This window comes from Streptococcus agalactiae, from assembly GCF_949788565.1.
Classification (GTDB): domain Bacteria; phylum Bacillota; class Bacilli; order Lactobacillales; family Streptococcaceae; genus Streptococcus; species Streptococcus agalactiae.
In genome coordinates, this window is record NZ_OX460931.1 from 1,550,265 (window position 1) to 1,567,139 (window position 16,875).

Consider the following 16,875-nt stretch of genomic DNA (forward strand, 5'->3'; position numbering starts at 1 on the left):
TTTTCCATTATAGCAATTTTCTTTAGATTAGGAAAGTCCTGTTATTCCCATTATTAGTATTTGTGATAAAATAGAGTCATTATACGATATAGAAATTGAGGTTTACTATGACACCCCAAGCATTTTATCAAGTTCTGATAGAGCATGGTATTACACTTACTGACAAACAGAAAAAACAATTTGAAACTTATTTTAGACTTCTTGTTGAATGGAATGAGAAAATTAACCTAACAGCTATTACAGATAAAGAAGAGGTTTACTTAAAGCACTTCTATGATTCTATTGCACCGATTTTACAAGGTTATATTGACAATAGTCCTCTTAGCATTTTAGATATTGGTGCTGGTGCAGGTTTTCCTAGTATTCCTATGAAAATCCTTTATCCTGAAATTGATATTACTATTATTGATTCACTGAATAAACGCATTAATTTTCTAAACATATTAGCTAATGAACTTGAACTTTCAGGAGTTCACTTCTTCCACGGGCGCGCTGAGGACTTTGGTCAAGATAAAGTATTTCGAGCTAAATTTGATATCGTAACAGCTCGTGCAGTAGCTAGAATGCAGGTTCTAGCAGAATTGACAATACCTTTTCTTAAAGTTAATGGTCGCTTGATTGCACTGAAAGCTGCAGCTGCTGAAGAGGAATTAATTTCTGCAGAAAAAGCTTTGAAAACACTATTTTCACAAGTAACTGTAAATAAAAATTATAAGTTACCTAATGGTGATGACCGAAATATCACAATCGTTAGCAAGAAAAAAGAAACGCCTAATAAATACCCTCGTAAAGCTGGTACTCCAAACAAGAAGCCTTTGTAAAGTTGGGAGCTAGTATGAAACATTTCTTTGATTACAAGACAATGTCTGTCGCACGTAAACTCAGCATTAGTTTTATCGCTGTTATCCTATTGGGAAGTATTTTACTTTCACTTCCAATTTTTCAATATGCTAACGCCCCTAAAACACATTACATTGATCACCTTTTCACGACTGTTTCAATGGTATGTGTAACTGGTTTATCTGTTTTTCCTATCAGTAAGGTTTATAACGGTTGGGGGCAGATTGTAGCTATTTTACTCATGCAAACAGGGGGACTTGGTTTAGTAACACTAATGTCATTGTCTTACTATACCCTAAGACGTAAAATGTCGTTAAATGATCAGACCCTTTTGCAGTCAGCGATAACTTATAACAGTTCGACAGATTTAAAAAAATATCTCTATATGATTTTTAAAGTAACTTTAACTTTAGAAGTTTTAGCAGCCAGCATTTTAGCCATAGATTTTATTCCTCGATTTGGTTTGGGTCATGGTATCTTTAATAGTATATTCTTAGCTGTCTCAGCCTTTTGTAATGCCGGTTTTGATAATCTAGGGGCAACGAGCTTAGCTCAATTTAAACTAAATCCTTTGGTTAACATTATCGTTTGTTTCTTGATTATTTCAGGAGGACTTGGATTTGCCGTATGGAAAGATTTAATTGAAGCTACTATACAAACATCTCACAAGGGACCAAAATTAATCAAGACATTTCCAAAACGCCTCAGCAACCATTCTAAACTGGTTTTAAAAACAACAACCATTATTTTACTAACAGGAACTTTGCTTTCTTGGTTATTAGAGTTTGGAAATTTTAGAACAATTGCTAATTTATCTCTACCTAAACAACTAATGGTCAGCTTTTTCCAAACAGTTACGATGCGTACCGCTGGATTTTCAACTATTGATTATACCCAAACTGATTTCGCAACCAATCTTGTTTATATTATCCAAATGTTAATTGGAGGAGCTCCTGGTGGAACGGCAGGGGGATTTAAAGTCACTGTTATCGCCATTTTACTCTTATTATTTAAAGCTGAATTGAGTGGCCAAAGCCAAGTGACTTTTCATTATCGAACAATTCCTTCCAGTATTATTAAACAAACACTATCGATTTTAACTTTCTTTTTTATCATACTTATTAGTGGCTATCTCCTTCTTCTGGAACTCAATCCCCATATAGATCCTTTTTCTCTTTTCTTTGAGGCATCTAGTGCCTTAGCAACCGTGGGTGTAACAATGAATACTACCAATCAATTAACTCTGGGCGGTCGAATTGTAATTATGTTCCTCATGTTTATTGGTCGAGTCGGTCCAATTACCGTACTGCTATCAATTCTTCAGAAAAAAGAGAAGGAAATTCACTATGCTGAAACAGAAATTATTCTAGGTTAGAAAAGGTCTTTTATGAAAACAAAAATTATTGGTGTACTTGGTCTAGGAATATTTGGACAAACACTCGCACAAGAACTAAGTAACTTTGAACAAGATGTTATTGCTATCGACAGCAATCCTGAAAATGTACAAGCTGTCGCTGAAGTTGTTACAAAAGCAGCTATCGGAGACATTACTGATTTAGCTTTCCTAAAACACATTGGGATCAGTGACTGTGATACTGTTATTATTGCTACAGGAAACAGTTTAGAGAGCTCAGTATTGGCCGTAATGCACTGTAAAAAGTTAGGCGTCCCTCAAGTTATTGCTAAAGCTCGAAACCTTGTATACGAAGAAGTACTCTATGAAATTGGTGCTGATTTGGTTATCTCTCCGGAGCGAGAATCTGGGCAAAATGTTGCTGCAAACCTCATGAGAAATAAAATTACAGATGTCTTCCAGATTGAATCTGATATTTCTGTCATTGAATTTAAAATTCCCAAATCATGGGTAGGGAAAACCGTCGAACAATTAAATATCCGTCACAAGTTTGATCTTAACCTCATAGGTATCAGAAAAGCTAAAAACAAACCTGTCGATACCGAAGTTCCAATCAATAGTCCACTTGAAGAAGGTATTATTCTAGTGGCTATCGCTAACTCAGATGCCTTCCAACGCTATGACTATTTAGGATACTTTAACTAAAGAAAATAAAAAACTGACTATTAAGGTCAGTTTTTTATTGCCATGGGTTATAGAAACGTCCATGATTAAGGTGAATTAAATAAAGGCTTACAAACAGACTAGCTAGAGCAAGTATGATTAAGACAATGTCACTTTTTTCCAAAGATTGCTTAGAGTACCAAGTACGTCTTTTATTTTTACCAAATCGTCGAAGTTCCATAGCAGTTGCTACTGTATCAATACGTTCTAGAGAGCTAAAAATTAATGGTGTGACAATCTGTAAATTCCCCTTAATGCGTGCCACTAAGTTCGATTTTTTTGATAATTCTATTCCTCTTGCCTCTTGTGCTCGACGTATTTTATAAAATTCTTCTTGAACATCAGGTATGTATCTAAGGGTCAAACTAACAGCATAAGCTATTTTATATGATAAACCTAATTGATTTAAACTTGATGCGAACTGACTAGGATTAGTTGTCATCAAAAACAAAAGAGCTAAAGGCACTGTACAAAAGTATTTTAAAATCAGATTAAAGAGGTAAAACAACTCTTGGCTAGTCACATCATATGGGCCAATTCCTTTTAACAATAAAGAAGAACTACCATAAATCTTATCACCATAATGGGGAGCAAAAAGATAGACCATTATAATATTTAAAACAGCGAATACAACAACTAAAGTCATAACAAAGGACACCTGTTGCCATTTGATTTTTGCTAATCTAAATAAGACTAGCGATCCCAATGAAACAAGAATTAAAAATCTTGTATCATAAGTGGTCATGCAAGCAACAGAAACTAAAATAAAAAATAGTAACTTACTGGCACCTGATAGTCTGTATAGAAAGCCATAACCCTCTTGATAACCAATTAATTGTTTAGCCATTCTTACCTCCTTGATTATCAATGTACCATTGTGTTAGTTTCTGTGGAGATATCCCTAATCTGTCTGCTAAAGCAAATAAACTCGTTTTCTTTAAATGAGTCTTTTTCAAAAGCTCTGTATTTGAAAGGATATTAATAGGATGATCATCTGCAGCAATAAGACCATTGTCGATTACAATTGCACGATCTGTATACTCTAACATAAGCTGCATATCATGTGTAATCATAACAATGGTATGTCCATCACAACTTAGTTTGTCAAGGAAAGACATCATTTCAGTATAATGCTTCATATCTTGACCAGCTGTTGGTTCATCCAAAATAATAACTTCTGGATTTAAAATCAGTATCGAAGCAATCGTAACACGTTTTTTCTGACCGAATGATAGAGCCGATATAGGCCAATTCCTAAATTGGTAGAGCCCACAAACCTTTAATATATCGTAGACTCGACTTTCTATATCATTATCACTAAAACCTCTTAAACGGAGACCCAGAGCAACTTCATCAAAAACCATCGCTTGACTTATCATCTGATTGGGATTTTGCAAAACATAGCCAATTCGTTCTGCTCTTTCTTTTATAGAGTCTTGACTGACATCTTCATTATTATAAATTAGAGTAGCATTATTAGGGATAAATTGACATAACGCTTTAGCTAAAGTAGATTTACCTGCACCATTTTTCCCAACGATAGCTAACCGCTGACCTTTATATAAATCAAACGAAACATTATCTAAAGTATTATTCTCTAAATCATATGACACCGACAAATGCTGTACTGATAATAATTTATCTGTATGTTTATCTAAATCTAATGCTCGCATTTTAGGTATCAATAGTTCACTGAAATCAAAGTCATCAATAGACGTCATTGTATTTTGTTTTTCAAAGTCATATCCTAAATTTTTGAGGGCAGAAATATACAGTGGTTCTCGAATACCATATTCAGATAAAAAATTAGTTTTTAAAAGTTGATCCGGCTCCCCATTATAAATAATTTGTCCATCACTAAAAAGAACTACACGATCTACTCGCTCATAAAGAACATCTTCCAATCGATGTTCAATAATAATAGTGGTCGCATCTTGCTCTTGATGAATACGGTCAACCAATGCCATGATATCTTGTCCCGATTGTGGATCTAGATTAGCCAAAGGCTCATCAAATAATAGAATTGGGCTATCGTCTACTAAAACTCCAGCTAAACTAACCCGTTGTTTTTGTCCTCCCGACAAGTCTTGTGGACGTTTAGATAAAAGAGGAGCTATTTCTAAACGTTTTGCCCACATTTCAACGATAGAGGCCATTTCTTCCTGTGCTACAACATCATTTTCTAATGCAAAAGCAATATCTTCTGCTACTGTCAATCCTATAAATTGGCCATCTGGATCTTGTAAAACCGTAGAAACTAAATGAGACTTGTCATATATTGACAAGTCAAAAGCATTTTTATGGTTAATCGTAAAAATACCACTATATTGGCCTTTATGAGTATTTGGGATAATACCATTTAAACAATGACCAAGCGTTGACTTCCCCGACCCTGAAGGTCCTAATATCAAGACCTTTTCACCTTTAGGAATGCTTAAGTTAATCCCTTTTAAAGTTGGTTCAGATTGAACGTCATATTGAAAGGTAAAATCCTTCCATTCAATAAAATCTTTCATAGATTACTCTCTTATCCTAATCTTTGGATAAACTACCTTTTTGTGGTCGTGATTTAGCGTATGCTAGCAACAAAAGCGTACCACCTACTCCAATAGTAATGGAATTCACAAGGCTTGATAAGAAACCTTGTGCAAAAACTTTGCTTGCAGGTTCGCTATAAAAGAAAATATCACCATACGGTGCAACGACAGACCAACCTATAAGGTTAGCAATAACTTGAACTACATTAAATAGAAGCAAATCCTTCTTAGTCATGCCAGATAATTGAATAGCTAATTTTTTAGCAAAAAAGCCTATCATCAAACCTAAAAGACCACTAACTAAAACCCAAGTCCACCACGGAGAACCATATTGAATCGAATCTTTCAATGCGTGTCCGATAAAACCAGTAAAAAAACCAACTCCTGGTCCATAAATAACTGCAAATAATGCTAAAACCGCATACTGCAATTGAATATTAGTATTTGGAATTGGTGTTGGTATATTAACTAGCATACCTATAATGATAAAAAGTGCAGCTCCAATTCCAGTCGCTACAACCTTTTTTATTGTGTTTGTATTCATAAAAACCTCTCTGAAAAACAAGCTTAAACAGTCACTTACAATCTGTTTTATTTTATCATATTTCAAGCTGATTTGAAACCTTATTGACAAGAAGAACTGAAAAACGATTGAAAATAATATTAAATACCAAAAAAAGATCTCAGATAGAATACCTAAGACCTTCATTAGTTTATTTTTTTCCAAAAACTGATTTTTCAGCTACAGCCGTGAACAGAACATCTGTCGATGAATTTAAGGCTGTCTCACACGAATCCTGTATCACCCCTACAATGAAACCAACTCCTACGACTTGCATTGCAACGTCATTTGAAATACCAAATAAGCTACATGCCACCGGAATCAATAAAAGTGAACCACCAGTTACACCAGAAGCTCCACATGCTGATACAGCAGCAACCACACTTAATAAGAAAGCTGTTGGAAAATCAACAGTAATTCCTAAAGTATTTACTGCTGCTAAAGTCAGGATATTAATTGTAATAGCTGCCCCAGCCATATTGATAGTTGCACCAAGCGGAATAGATACTGAGTAAGTGTCTTTATCTAATCCTAAATCCTCACATAGTCTCATATTAACAGGAATATTCGCCGCAGAACTACGTGTAAAGAAAGCTGTAATACCTGAATCCTTCAAGCATCGTAATACCAGAGGGTAAGGATTTTTACGCATCATAACAAAAGCAATGATTGGGTTAACGACAAGAGCTACAAATAACATCGTACCCACCAAAACTAATATTAAAAGACCATAATCACCTAGTATACCAATACCGTTTTCTGAAATGCTAGTGAAAACCAACCCCATAATACCAATTGGGGCCAAATTGATAATCCATTTGACAACTTGTGAAGTAGCATCAGCAAAAGTTTGCATTAAATCTTTTGTACGCTGATTACTGCTTCGCATCGCCAAACCAAAAATAACCGCCCAAAATAGAATACTCATATAATTGGCCTCGGTGATGGCATGAATGGGATTATCAACAATTTTCAATAAAAGAGATTGAAAGACTTCTGAAATCCCCTTGGGAGGTAATAAGTCTGTCTTTGCTGGCGTTTTCAATATCAGTGTCAAAGGGAAAATATAGTTCACAACAACAGCGATTAGGGCCGCTGCAAAAGTTGCAGTGATATACAAACCAATTATCGTTGACATATTGGTCTTACCGCCCTCACGATGTTGCGACAAGGCACTAATAACTAAAGTGAAAACTAAAAGAGGGGCAATAGCTTTCAACCCTCCTACAAAAAGTTGACCAAGTAAACCAATCGCAGAGGCTTTAGGGACTAAAATACCCAAGAATAAGCCAATAACGACTCCAATTGCTATTTTTTTTATCAAGCTTGTTTTTCTCCAAGCTTTTAAAAATCGTTTCATAACTAAACTCCTAAAAAATTCTTAAACTCTATGATATGATAAAAAAAAAGATTCGTCAAATACCTTTTTTATTTTTTAGAGGTTGACGAATTCTAAATTTTTCTGATATAATTACTTTTTGAAATATTCAATCAATTTCGAAAATAAAATATTTTTTTGTACAGAAAGGTACATTGATGAAACTAAAAAACACTTATATCATTATCGGCTTGATGCTTTTTGCGCTGTTCTTTGGAGCCGGTAATCTTATTTATCCAGCCTACTTAGGTATCTACTCTGGTTCTAATTGGGCGTGGGCTATCATTGGGTTCTGCTTAACAGGCGTAACTTTACCCCTACTTGGTGTTGCAGCTGTGGCGTACTCAGGAGCAACCGATGTTGAAAGCTTCACCAAACCTGTCTCTAAAACATATGCTATTTTATTTGCAGTAGCACTATACCTATCTATTGGACCTTTCTTTGCCATTCCTCGAACAGGGGCAACCTCATTCTCAGTTGGTATTCAACCTATCTTAGGCGACAGCTCCTTAGTCAAAATTATCTATGGTTTAATTTTCTTTGGTATTTCTTATTTCTTAGCTATTAGACCTAGTCAGATTGTAGATCGTATTGGTAAATATCTAACTCCCTTTTTACTAACTGTTATTAGTATTTTAATTATTGCCTCACTCATCCATCCAGCTGCTATCGTTGGAACACCACATAACGCTTCAACGAATGTCAGCGATGCTTTCAAGGATTTACCATTCCTAGCAGGACTGATTCAAGGTTATGGTACAATGGATGCCCTTGCATCAATTGCTTTTGCTATTATCGTTATTCAAGCAAGTAAACAGTACGGAGCAATTACCAAAAAAGAAATTACTTCTATGACACTTAAATCTGGTGCTATCGCTACATTTCTTTTAGCTTTTATTTATATTTTTGTAGGACGTATTGGTGCAACTTCACAAAGCTTGTTTAAATTTGCAAATGGTTCCTTCTTACTTCATAATACTCCAATAGACGGTGGGCATGTTCTTAGTCAATCAGCTAACTTCTATTTAGGAATTGTGGGACAAGCTATTTTAGGTACGGCTATTTTCCTTGCTTGCTTAACAACAGCTACTGGATTAATCACTGCTTGTGCGGAATACTTCCACAAATTACTTCCAAAGATTAGTCACATTACTTGGGCTACACTCTTTACTTTAATTGCTATTACGTTCTATTTTGGTGGTTTATCAGAGATTATCCGTTGGTCACTACCAGTTCTCTACCTTCTCTATCCATTAACTATAGTCTTAATTTTCTTAGTCTTTTTTGATCAAAAATTTGAAAGTAGCCGCATTGTCTACCAAACTTCTATTGCCGCCACTGCTGTCGCTGCTTTATACGATGCCTTATCAAAACTCGGCGAAATGACTGGTTTATTTACCATTCCATCCGCTTTGACCACATTCTTTACTAAAGTTGTTCCTTTAGGTGAATATTCTATGGGATGGATTAGTTTTGCAATTTGTGGTGTCTTAGTTGGTCTTATTCTAAAAAAAGTAAAAGCATAATAATTTAAAGCAGTACGAAAATTACTGCTTTTATTTTAAAATAATTATTGTAACCGCTTTCTTTTGGTGGTATAATAGCCTTGAAAATAAATAATTTTTGGAGGAACTCTAATATGAGAGCTGCAACTTATCTTTCAGCTAATGAATTATCACTTACTGATAAGGCTAAACCTCAAGTAATAAAACCCACAGATGCGGTTGTAAGACTTGTCAAAACAACCATTTGTGGTACTGATCTACATATCCTTGGTGGCGATGTTCCTGCTTGTAAACCAGGAACAACTTTAGGTCATGAAGGCATTGGTATCGTCGAAGAAGTTGGTTCTGCTGTCAATCATTTTAAAGTCGGAGATAAAGTAATTATTTCTTGTGTCACTGCCTGTAATACTTGCTATTACTGTAAGCACCAGTTGCCTTCACATTGTGAAGATGGCGGGTGGATTTTAGGACATCTTATTGAAGGTACTCAAGCAGAATATGTTCATATTCCACATGCAGATGGTAGCCTTTATCATGCACCTGAAGGTGTTTGTGACGATGCATTGGTTATGTTATCTGATATTTTACCAACTTCATACGAAATCGGCGTCTTACCATCTCACATTAAACCAGGTGATACTGTTTGTATTGTAGGTGCTGGACCAATTGGACTATCTGCCTTACTAACTGCACAATTCTATTCTCCTGCCAAAATTATTATGGTTGATTTATCTCAAAAACGACTTGAAGCCTCTAAAAAATTTGGTGCAACACACACCATTCTATCAACGTCTACTCAAGAAGTTAAAGAAGAAATTGATAAAATTACCAAAGGCCGTGGCGTTGATGTCGTATTAGAATGTGTTGGTTATCCTGCAACATTTGATATTTGTCAAAATGTAGTTTCTATTGGAGGACATATCGCAAATGTTGGTGTTCATGGTAAACCTGTTGAATTTAACCTCCAAGATTTATGGATAAAAAATATAACCCTTAATACTGGATTAGTTAATGCTAATACAACTGAAATGCTCCTTGAAGTTCTTGAGACAGGCAAAATCGATGCAACACAACTAGTAACACATCACTTCAAGCTATCTGAAATCGAGGAAGCTTATAAGGTATTTAAAGCTGCTGAAGAAAACAATACTCTTAAAGTTATCATCGAAAACGATATTACTCCAGCCTGATAATTTTTAAACAAATGAAAATGTGAGAAGAATAGCCTTCTCACATTTTTATTTATGACTCAAACGACGTGTTAAAAAATCACCTAAAAATTGGATAAAGAAAATTAATAATAAAATCAGAATAGTCGCTACTAAAGTAATATCATCACGAGAATAGTTATATCCTTTAGTAATAGCAACAGAACCCAATCCTCCTGCACCAATAGCGCCAGCCATAGCTGTTTCACCTACTAAAGAAATCAAAGTAACCGTTGATACTCGAATTAAATCTGGTAGACCTTCACGAAGATAAACTACAATAATATCCCAAAGTGTTCCACCTGAGGCTTGTGCAGCTTCAATAACTCCACCATCAAGTTCAGCTAAAACAACTTGAACTTGACGAGCAAAAAATGGGAAAACTGCCAAAGAAAGAGGTACCAAAGCTGCTGGTGAACCAAGTGTTGTTCCTACAATTACGCGAGTTACTGGCGCAATCAAAGCAAGAAGAATAATGAAGGGCAGAGCTCTAAAAACAGAAACAACTTTATCTAAAACTCCAAATACTAATTTATTAGCAATAACTCCTCTAGGACTAGTTAAAACAAGGAATAAACCTCCTAACAATCCCATTAAACCTCCAATAAGGAACGACCAAAAAGTCATATAAAGGGTTTGTACAATAGCTGTCTGCCAGCCGTAAGCACCTTCCCAACCCATTTGATATACATTTGGTAAATGTGTTTGAATCCACTCTATCATGCTTTACCACCTTCTTTCAATAACGTTAATTGAACTTGCGAATCTGTAATTGCTTGGCAGGCTTGTCTTAATTTTTCTTCGTCACCTGATAAGATAACTACCATTTCTCCAACTGGAATACCATCTAAAATTTCAATATTCCCATAGAGGATGTTAGCAGTTACTTCAAATTCTTTATAAATTTGATTTAAAAGCGGCTCATCCGTGCTATGCCCAGCGTATTTCAGTTGAACTAATTTGCTACCTAATGGTAGATTTTTGACAACTTCTTGTTGCTCAATCTTAAGCATTGCCTCATCAATCCCAGTAGCTATTTTTATAAAATCTTGTGTAAGACTCTCTCTAGGATGTGAAAAAATGTCTAAAACTGATCCTTCTTCAATCAATTTACCATTTTGCATAACAGCAACGCGATTAGCAATGTCTTTGACAATTTGCATCTCATGTGTAATCAAAACAATCGTAAGTCCCAATTTTTTATTCAGATCTTGGAGAAGGGCAAGTATTTGTTTTGTTGTTTTAGGGTCAAGTGCAGAGGTAGACTCATCTGAAATTAAGATTTTAGGATCGTTAGCCAATGCACGCGCAATGGCAACACGCTGTTTTTGCCCTCCTGATAATTGTGAAGGATAGTTTTGAGCACGATCGGATAATCCAACAAGTTCTAATAATTTAGTAACCTTAGCTGCTTTCGCCTCTTTTGATAAACCTGAATGTTTAAGAGCAAAAGCTACATTCTGTTCTGCTGTCAACTGTGACATTAGGTTAAAATGTTGAAAAATCATTCCAATTTCACGGCGCTGTTCGCGTAATTGTGTGCTAGTCAGTGTCACCTTGTTGTCGTAAATAACTTGGTCATCAATAGTAATTTTACCTGCTGAAGGTTCTTGTAGCAAATTAATAACACGAACAAGGGTAGATTTTCCGGCTCCTGAATAACCGACAATTCCATATATATCACCTTGATTAATATGGATAGTAACATCTTTAACAGCATTAATCTCACGTTTCTTTTGGTGGAAAGTAACATCAATGTTGTCTAATTTAATAATTGGTTCTTTACTCATATGATTCTATTAAAGCCTCCACTAATTCAATATGGGTGTAATAATCAGCAATACTAACATTTTCATCAACGCCATGGTCTCGACTATTGGCATGTCCTATGCCAAAAGCTGCAATTGGCGCTCTTAGAGCTTGATGAACTAAATACATTGGTCCTGTACCTGGTGAGGTAGGTAACAGAGATACCCCTTCTGGATAAAATTGCTCAGCTAAATCAACAACTTTTAGGATAGATGGCGCTGACATATCACTACGATAAGACATTTCACCAAGGGTATAGGTTAGCTCAATGTCATTAAAGCCATTCTCTTTCAAATGATTTTGTATTGAATCTAGTACACCTTTCGGGGTTAACCCTGGCACTAACCTAACCTCTGCTTTACATTTAGCATAAGCAGGTAAAATTGTTTTGACGCCTTCACCTTGATAACCTGAGGTTATACCTTCAATGGCTATAGAAGGTTCAAAATAAAGCTTTCTCAAAAAAGTTTTATGACTATCTGCTAAACTGGGCAAAACTAATTGGTAAGCATCTTCTAGCGCCTTTGCAGATCTATAAGAATATTTTTCAACTAATTCTAACTCTCTCTTAGTAGGCGGAATAACTTTATCATAAATACCTTCTACCAATATATGACCTTTGTTATCCCTTAACGTATTGAGGGCTTGAATTAAATACCATGTCGAGGAATCAACAACCCCACCAAAGGATGAATGAATATCAACATCCGCTGAACTTACTGATAAATCAAAAGTGACAATGCCTTTATTTCCACCAGCAATTTCCAACTGTCCTTTAGGATTTTTAGGGCCATCTTCCCACACGATCAAATCAGCTCCTTGTAGCTGCTCTTGATACTTTTCTAAATAATAATCAAGGCCTACTGAAGCTGATTCCTCCGCTCCTTCCACAATAAAAGTGATATCTAGAGGAAGTTCCCCTTTGTGTCTTGATAAATATTTTTTAACTGCTGATAAACGTGCGGTAATGTGACCTTTATCATCATCTACACCACGTCCATACATCTTACCATATCGAAGTGAAAGTGTAAAAGGGTCCTCAGTCCACTGTTCTACCTCATCTGCTGGTACAGTATCATAATGATTGTAAAAAATAATACGCTTAGCATCTACTTTTGATGATTTGAAATTTGCCACGATAAAGGGAGCGCTATAGCTGTCATCTATAATGACTTCTGCGCCAGCTTTTCTGAAAACTTCTCCAAGATAGCTTGCTAAGTCATTTAAACCAACTTTCTGAGCAAAAATTGACTTAATTGCAATTAAATCTCTTAAAATATTGATATCATCCTGAACAATAGTATCAGATAGAAACTTTTGAATTTGATTTTCTTCGTTTGTTAAAGTCATCTTTCAACCACCTTCTTTCAAAAACAATCCAAGAGCCTGGCACATTGTATTCGTCCCAGGCCCTTTATGGCTATATGGCTGATAAGTTGTATCCTATTAGGATTCCCTGTTAAACTTATACAGTCAATTCACGTTACCATTGTGGAATATCAGCTGAAGTATCTTTGATAACTTTTTTCACTTCATCTGTGTGATAAGCATCCAAGATAGCTTGGATAGCTTTAGCGTTCTTTTGCTTTTTCCAATTTTTACGTCCCGCAATGATATTAATCCATTGTTTTGAATTTTTATCTGATTTCTCAACAAAGATAGCATCTGAAGGTTTTAAATTAGCTTGCTCAATGTATGTATTATTAATAATAGCTGCATCTACATCTTTGAGTGCACGTGGTGTTTGACTCGCATCTAACTCCTGAATATTAATATCCTTTTTATTAGATGTGATATTAGCAACTGTTGCAACCTTCTTACCAGAAACATTCAATTTGATTAAACCTGCTGACTGAAGGACATACAATGCACGGCTACCATTTGTTGCATCATTTGGAATTGCAATAGTGGCTCCTTTTTTCAATTTTTTAAGAGATTTTACCTTCTCAGAATAGATACGAATTGGAGCTAAGTAAGTCTTTTCAAGTGGAATTAAGTTTTTCTTATTTTCCTTATTCCAGTTTTCTAAGAAATTGTAATGTTGAAAGGCATTGATATCCACATCCTTATTAGCTGTTGCTTGATTTGGTTGTGTATAATCTGTAAATTCTGTGAATTTGATTTTAGCTTTATCGCCTACTAGCTTTTCAATTTTATCCCAACGTGCTTTTTCAGTATCAGAAAAGGTCATAACACCAACTTTAACAACTTTACTTGAAGTTGAGCTTGCTGAAACTTCTTGATTACTAAATGTGACTCCTAAAAGTGTTGTTAAGGCTAATCCTAAGACAATATGTTTTAACTTCATAATAAATTCCCTCAATTTTTGTGATAAAGATATTATCCCATAGGAAGTTATTAGAATCAAATTGTTATAAACTGTCTCTTGTTATAGTTTTAAACTATATAACAAAAAAACTAAGGATTGACATCTCCTTAGTTTTTTATTACTACTTCTCCTTAGGAGTAACGAGATCTTTCTCATTTGGTACGTAATCACCTCCAAGGTATTCTTTAGCTATTTTTGAAAGTGTCCCATCTTTACGTAATTGTTTAAGGCGATTATTCACATACTTTTGCAAGTCTTTTTGATCCTGACCAAAGATGAAATAAATATAAGGCTGATCTCTCATAGTCAAAGGGATGATTTTTAAATTCGTGAGACCTTGATTCTTTATGATAGCGTTAACAGTTGGTCCATCAAAAAGTTTAAAATCAGCTTTTCCATCACTCAAATTCGTTAGAATCTGTGTAATATTTTCATTAGTATATTTTAGAGTAACAGGATTTTTCTGATGCTCTTTATTGAAATTTTCTAATTGCTTGGCAGTTGTCGTTCCTTGGACAACCTGTGTTTTATGACCAGTAATATCATTATAAGCTTTGATGTTACTATTCTTAGGAACTGCTAAAACTGAAGGAGTAGAGCCTATTGGGTATGAAAATAAATATTTTTGAGATCTCTCTGATAAATAAGAAATATTATTTCCACCCATTTGAAACTTTCCTGAATCAATACCGGTAAATACCGATGACCACTCTGTTTTTTTAAAAGTGACTTTATAGTTATCTGAACCTTTAAAAACAGCTTTGGCTACTTCAATATCAAAGCCAGTCAGTTTCCCATCCTTTACATAAGAAAAAGGTGCCGTTGTTCCGACAGTTGCAAAATTAACTTCTTTTTTGCCCGTCTTAGTAGTATGAGATTTTGAGCTACACGCAGCTAGAGACGTTACTGTCACTAAAATAATTCCTGTTACACTTAACACTTTTTTTATTGTCATCTTTTTTCTCCTCTTTAATTGTACACGACATCATAACATCTTTAAGTTTTTAACTAACACTTATCTTCTAGCATCTGAGAGTTTTTGCTATTATATGGATGCTACGTTTCATTAACAAAATAACCAAATAAGGTTTGGTTTTCAATTTGGTGAAGCATTAATTCTGGATGCCATTGAACACCTATAATACATTGTTCTGTTCGACTTTCATAAGCTTCTACTGTCCCATCTCTAGGATCTCTAGCACTAACTATCAGACCTTCAGCTAACAGTTTAACACTTTGTCTATGAAGAGAATTGATCTTAAAATCACCTGATATAAAGCCTTCTAGAAAACTCCCTTTTTCCACATTTAAATAATGAGCAAATCCAATGTAAGGCTCTTGATAGTGATTATCAATAGATTGATTAAGTGTACCACCAAGTGCCACATTTACTAACTGCATGCCACGGCAAATCGCAAAGATTGGTTTATTTTGTTTCAACGCTTCGTCGACTAATGCAAATTCAAAAATATCACGCGCAAGTGAATAATCATCACTCTCAATTATCTTCTCTTCACCATAATAGGATGGTAAAACATTTTGGCCACCAGATATGATCAGCTTATCTATCATCTCAACATAAGCTTTGGCACTTTCTGCTTCACTTATTGGTAGAATAACTGGTAACCCGCCTGCATTTTTAACCCCTTCCGAAATATGCCTAGATACCGAATCATAATAATAACCTGGAATATCTGACATTTCTCTTTCATTTCCTGTAATACCAACAATAGGCTTTGTTAACATTTTGCTCCCTCATCAACCAATAACTGTCTAATAATTATCATTTTACACCTAAAAAAACTTTTTGAATAATATTTTTTACCTATCACTTCTTTAACAATACCTATCAACTCTCACAAAAATAAAAACCATAGTATTAATACTACGGTTTTATTTTTTAGAAATCTGCTACATTATGATAAACTTTTTGAACATCATCATCTGATTCGAGTGCGTCAATAAGCTTTTCAAAAGTTTCAAGGTCATCACCTTCCAATACTACTTCTGATTGAGGAATCATTTCAAGTTCAGTAACTTGGAATTCTTCTACACCATTATCGCGAAGTGCTTGGATACCTTTATGAAGATCTGTTGGGGCGGTATAAACTGTTATTGTTCCCTCTTCTGCTTCAACATCATCTACGTCTACATCCGCTTCAAGTAATTGTTCGAAGACAGTGTCAGCATCATCACCAGCAAAAACGATGACACCTTTTTTATCAAATAAGTAGGATACAGATCCTGAGGCTCCCATATTGCCACCGTTCTTACCGTAAGCAGTACGTACATTTGCTGCCGTACGGTTAACATTTGATGTCAAAGTATCCACAATAATCATTGAACCATTTGGACCAAAACCCTCATAGCGTCCCTCTACGAAAGTTTCATCTGTGTTTCCTTTAGCTTTATCAATCGCTTTATCAATAACATGCTTTGGAACTTGTGCTTGCTTAGCACGGTCCAAAACGAATTTTAGAGCTGAGTTTGACTCGGGGTCTGGTTCACCTTGCTTTGCAGCAACATATATTTCAACACCGAATTTAGCGTATACTTTTGAGTTAGCACCATCTTTAGCAGTCTTTTTAGCAACAATATTGGCCCACTTACGTCCCATTGGAAAATCTCCT

General features: G+C 35.1%; 16 protein-coding genes. 5 read left to right on the plus strand and 11 right to left on the minus strand.

Features of this window, described 5'->3' with window-relative positions:
- Positions 1–107 precede the first annotated feature (107 nt).
- From rsmG to QOR44_RS07960, 3 genes are read left to right on the plus strand one after another with little or no spacing between them, the layout of a single operon-like run.
- A complete protein-coding gene (gene rsmG, locus QOR44_RS07950) occupies positions 108–821 on the plus strand; it encodes a 16S rRNA (guanine(527)-N(7))-methyltransferase RsmG (protein ID WP_000188792.1) in 714 nt (237 codons plus the stop codon).
- A 14-nt stretch (positions 822–835) separates the two neighbouring features.
- The gene (locus tag QOR44_RS07955) at positions 836–2,215 is read left to right on the plus strand and encodes a TrkH family potassium uptake protein (RefSeq protein ID WP_000680112.1); all 1,380 of its coding nucleotides are present in this window, start codon (positions 836–838) and stop codon (positions 2,213–2,215) included.
- Between the two features lie 12 nt (positions 2,216–2,227).
- Positions 2,228–2,899: a potassium channel family protein gene (locus QOR44_RS07960; RefSeq protein WP_000850144.1), complete on the plus strand. Its 672-nt coding sequence runs from the start codon at positions 2,228–2,230 to the stop codon at positions 2,897–2,899.
- 34 nt (positions 2,900–2,933) lie between these two features.
- Here QOR44_RS07960 and QOR44_RS07965 read toward each other — a convergent pair whose 3' ends face one another.
- The 4 genes from QOR44_RS07965 to sstT form a co-directional block, all read right to left on the minus strand.
- Entirely contained in the window at positions 2,934–3,764 is an 831-nt protein-coding gene (locus QOR44_RS07965; RefSeq protein WP_001118807.1) for an energy-coupling factor transporter transmembrane component T family protein, read from the minus strand.
- Positions 3,757–5,433, minus strand: coding sequence for an ABC transporter ATP-binding protein (locus QOR44_RS07970; RefSeq protein WP_000651252.1), 1,677 nt, complete (start codon positions 5,431–5,433; stop codon positions 3,757–3,759). Before QOR44_RS07970 ends, QOR44_RS07965 begins: the two co-directional genes overlap by 8 nt.
- 16 nt (positions 5,434–5,449) lie before the next feature.
- Positions 5,450–5,998, minus strand: coding sequence for an ECF-type riboflavin transporter substrate-binding protein (locus QOR44_RS07975; RefSeq protein WP_001095696.1), 549 nt, complete (start codon positions 5,996–5,998; stop codon positions 5,450–5,452).
- Between the two features lie 169 nt (positions 5,999–6,167).
- On the minus strand, positions 6,168–7,376 hold the full coding sequence (sstT, locus tag QOR44_RS07980) for a serine/threonine transporter SstT (protein ID WP_000819590.1): 1,209 nt from the start codon (positions 7,374–7,376) through the stop codon (positions 6,168–6,170).
- Positions 7,377–7,552: 176 nt separating this feature from the next.
- On the opposite strand from sstT, the gene brnQ reads away from it, so the two are divergent.
- Both brnQ and QOR44_RS07990 read left to right on the plus strand, forming a co-directional pair.
- The gene (gene brnQ, locus QOR44_RS07985) at positions 7,553–8,920 is read left to right on the plus strand and encodes a branched-chain amino acid transport system II carrier protein (protein ID WP_017647040.1); all 1,368 of its coding nucleotides are present in this window, start codon (positions 7,553–7,555) and stop codon (positions 8,918–8,920) included.
- Positions 8,921–9,033: 113 nt separating this feature from the next.
- Complete coding sequence (locus tag QOR44_RS07990; RefSeq protein WP_001200719.1) at positions 9,034–10,089, plus strand: zinc-dependent alcohol dehydrogenase family protein; 1,056 nt, start codon at positions 9,034–9,036, stop codon at positions 10,087–10,089.
- 48 nt (positions 10,090–10,137) lie between these two features.
- Here the strand turns inward: QOR44_RS07990 and QOR44_RS07995 are convergent, their stop codons facing one another.
- The 7 genes from QOR44_RS07995 to QOR44_RS08025 form a co-directional block, all read right to left on the minus strand.
- Entirely contained in the window at positions 10,138–10,830 is a 693-nt protein-coding gene (locus QOR44_RS07995; protein WP_000574037.1) for a methionine ABC transporter permease, read from the minus strand.
- Entirely contained in the window at positions 10,827–11,897 is a 1,071-nt protein-coding gene (locus QOR44_RS08000; protein WP_000032382.1) for a methionine ABC transporter ATP-binding protein, read from the minus strand. The genes QOR44_RS07995 and QOR44_RS08000 overlap by 4 nt, the downstream gene beginning before the upstream one ends.
- Positions 11,890–13,266, minus strand: a complete 1,377-nt coding sequence (locus QOR44_RS08005) for a M20/M25/M40 family metallo-hydrolase (protein WP_000176655.1) — start codon at positions 13,264–13,266, stop codon at positions 11,890–11,892. Before QOR44_RS08005 ends, QOR44_RS08000 begins: the two co-directional genes overlap by 8 nt.
- Positions 13,267–13,399: 133 nt before the next feature.
- Positions 13,400–14,224 (minus strand): MetQ/NlpA family ABC transporter substrate-binding protein, encoded by an 825-nt coding sequence (locus QOR44_RS08010; RefSeq protein ID WP_000768250.1) that lies wholly within the window; start codon positions 14,222–14,224, stop codon positions 13,400–13,402.
- Positions 14,225–14,366: 142 nt separating this feature from the next.
- Positions 14,367–15,200 (minus strand): amino acid ABC transporter substrate-binding protein, encoded by an 834-nt coding sequence (locus QOR44_RS08015; RefSeq protein ID WP_283572690.1) that lies wholly within the window; start codon positions 15,198–15,200, stop codon positions 14,367–14,369.
- Positions 15,201–15,301: 101 nt separating this feature from the next.
- Positions 15,302–15,991 carry a gamma-glutamyl-gamma-aminobutyrate hydrolase family protein gene (locus QOR44_RS08020; protein ID WP_000956423.1) on the minus strand — a complete coding sequence of 230 codons (690 nt, stop codon included), beginning with the start codon at positions 15,989–15,991 and terminating at the stop codon, positions 15,302–15,304.
- A 154-nt stretch (positions 15,992–16,145) separates the two neighbouring features.
- Positions 16,146–16,862 (minus strand): YebC/PmpR family DNA-binding transcriptional regulator, encoded by a 717-nt coding sequence (locus QOR44_RS08025; protein ID WP_000532903.1) that lies wholly within the window; start codon positions 16,860–16,862, stop codon positions 16,146–16,148.
- Positions 16,863–16,875 lie beyond the last annotated feature (13 nt).

Excerpts from the sequence above, each read along its gene's own strand:
- QOR44_RS07975 (WP_001095696.1), bottom strand. The coding sequence starts at position 5,998 with ATGAATACAAACACAATAAAAAAGGTTGTAGCGACTGGAATTGGAGCT.
- QOR44_RS07955 (WP_000680112.1), top strand. The coding sequence starts at position 836 with ATGAAACATTTCTTTGATTACAAGACAATGTCTGTCGCACGTAAACTC.
- brnQ (WP_017647040.1), top strand. The coding sequence starts at position 7,553 with ATGAAACTAAAAAACACTTATATCATTATCGGCTTGATGCTTTTTGCG.
- QOR44_RS08015 (WP_283572690.1), bottom strand. The coding sequence starts at position 15,200 with ATGACAATAAAAAAAGTGTTAAGTGTAACAGGAATTATTTTAGTGACA.
- QOR44_RS08000 (WP_000032382.1), bottom strand. The coding sequence starts at position 11,897 with ATGAGTAAAGAACCAATTATTAAATTAGACAACATTGATGTTACTTTC.
- QOR44_RS07965 (WP_001118807.1), bottom strand. The coding sequence starts at position 3,764 with ATGGCTAAACAATTAATTGGTTATCAAGAGGGTTATGGCTTTCTATAC.
- QOR44_RS07970 (WP_000651252.1), bottom strand. The coding sequence starts at position 5,433 with ATGAAAGATTTTATTGAATGGAAGGATTTTACCTTTCAATATGACGTT.
- QOR44_RS07995 (WP_000574037.1), bottom strand. The coding sequence starts at position 10,830 with ATGATAGAGTGGATTCAAACACATTTACCAAATGTATATCAAATGGGT.
- QOR44_RS07990 (WP_001200719.1), top strand. The coding sequence starts at position 9,034 with ATGAGAGCTGCAACTTATCTTTCAGCTAATGAATTATCACTTACTGAT.
- QOR44_RS08020 (WP_000956423.1), bottom strand. The coding sequence starts at position 15,991 with ATGTTAACAAAGCCTATTGTTGGTATTACAGGAAATGAAAGAGAAATG.
- rsmG (WP_000188792.1), top strand. The coding sequence starts at position 108 with ATGACACCCCAAGCATTTTATCAAGTTCTGATAGAGCATGGTATTACA.
- QOR44_RS08025 (WP_000532903.1), bottom strand. The coding sequence starts at position 16,862 with ATGGGACGTAAGTGGGCCAATATTGTTGCTAAAAAGACTGCTAAAGAT.
- QOR44_RS08010 (WP_000768250.1), bottom strand. The coding sequence starts at position 14,224 with ATGAAGTTAAAACATATTGTCTTAGGATTAGCCTTAACAACACTTTTA.
- QOR44_RS07960 (WP_000850144.1), top strand. The coding sequence starts at position 2,228 with ATGAAAACAAAAATTATTGGTGTACTTGGTCTAGGAATATTTGGACAA.
- QOR44_RS08005 (WP_000176655.1), bottom strand. The coding sequence starts at position 13,266 with ATGACTTTAACAAACGAAGAAAATCAAATTCAAAAGTTTCTATCTGAT.
- sstT (WP_000819590.1), bottom strand. The coding sequence starts at position 7,376 with ATGAAACGATTTTTAAAAGCTTGGAGAAAAACAAGCTTGATAAAAAAA.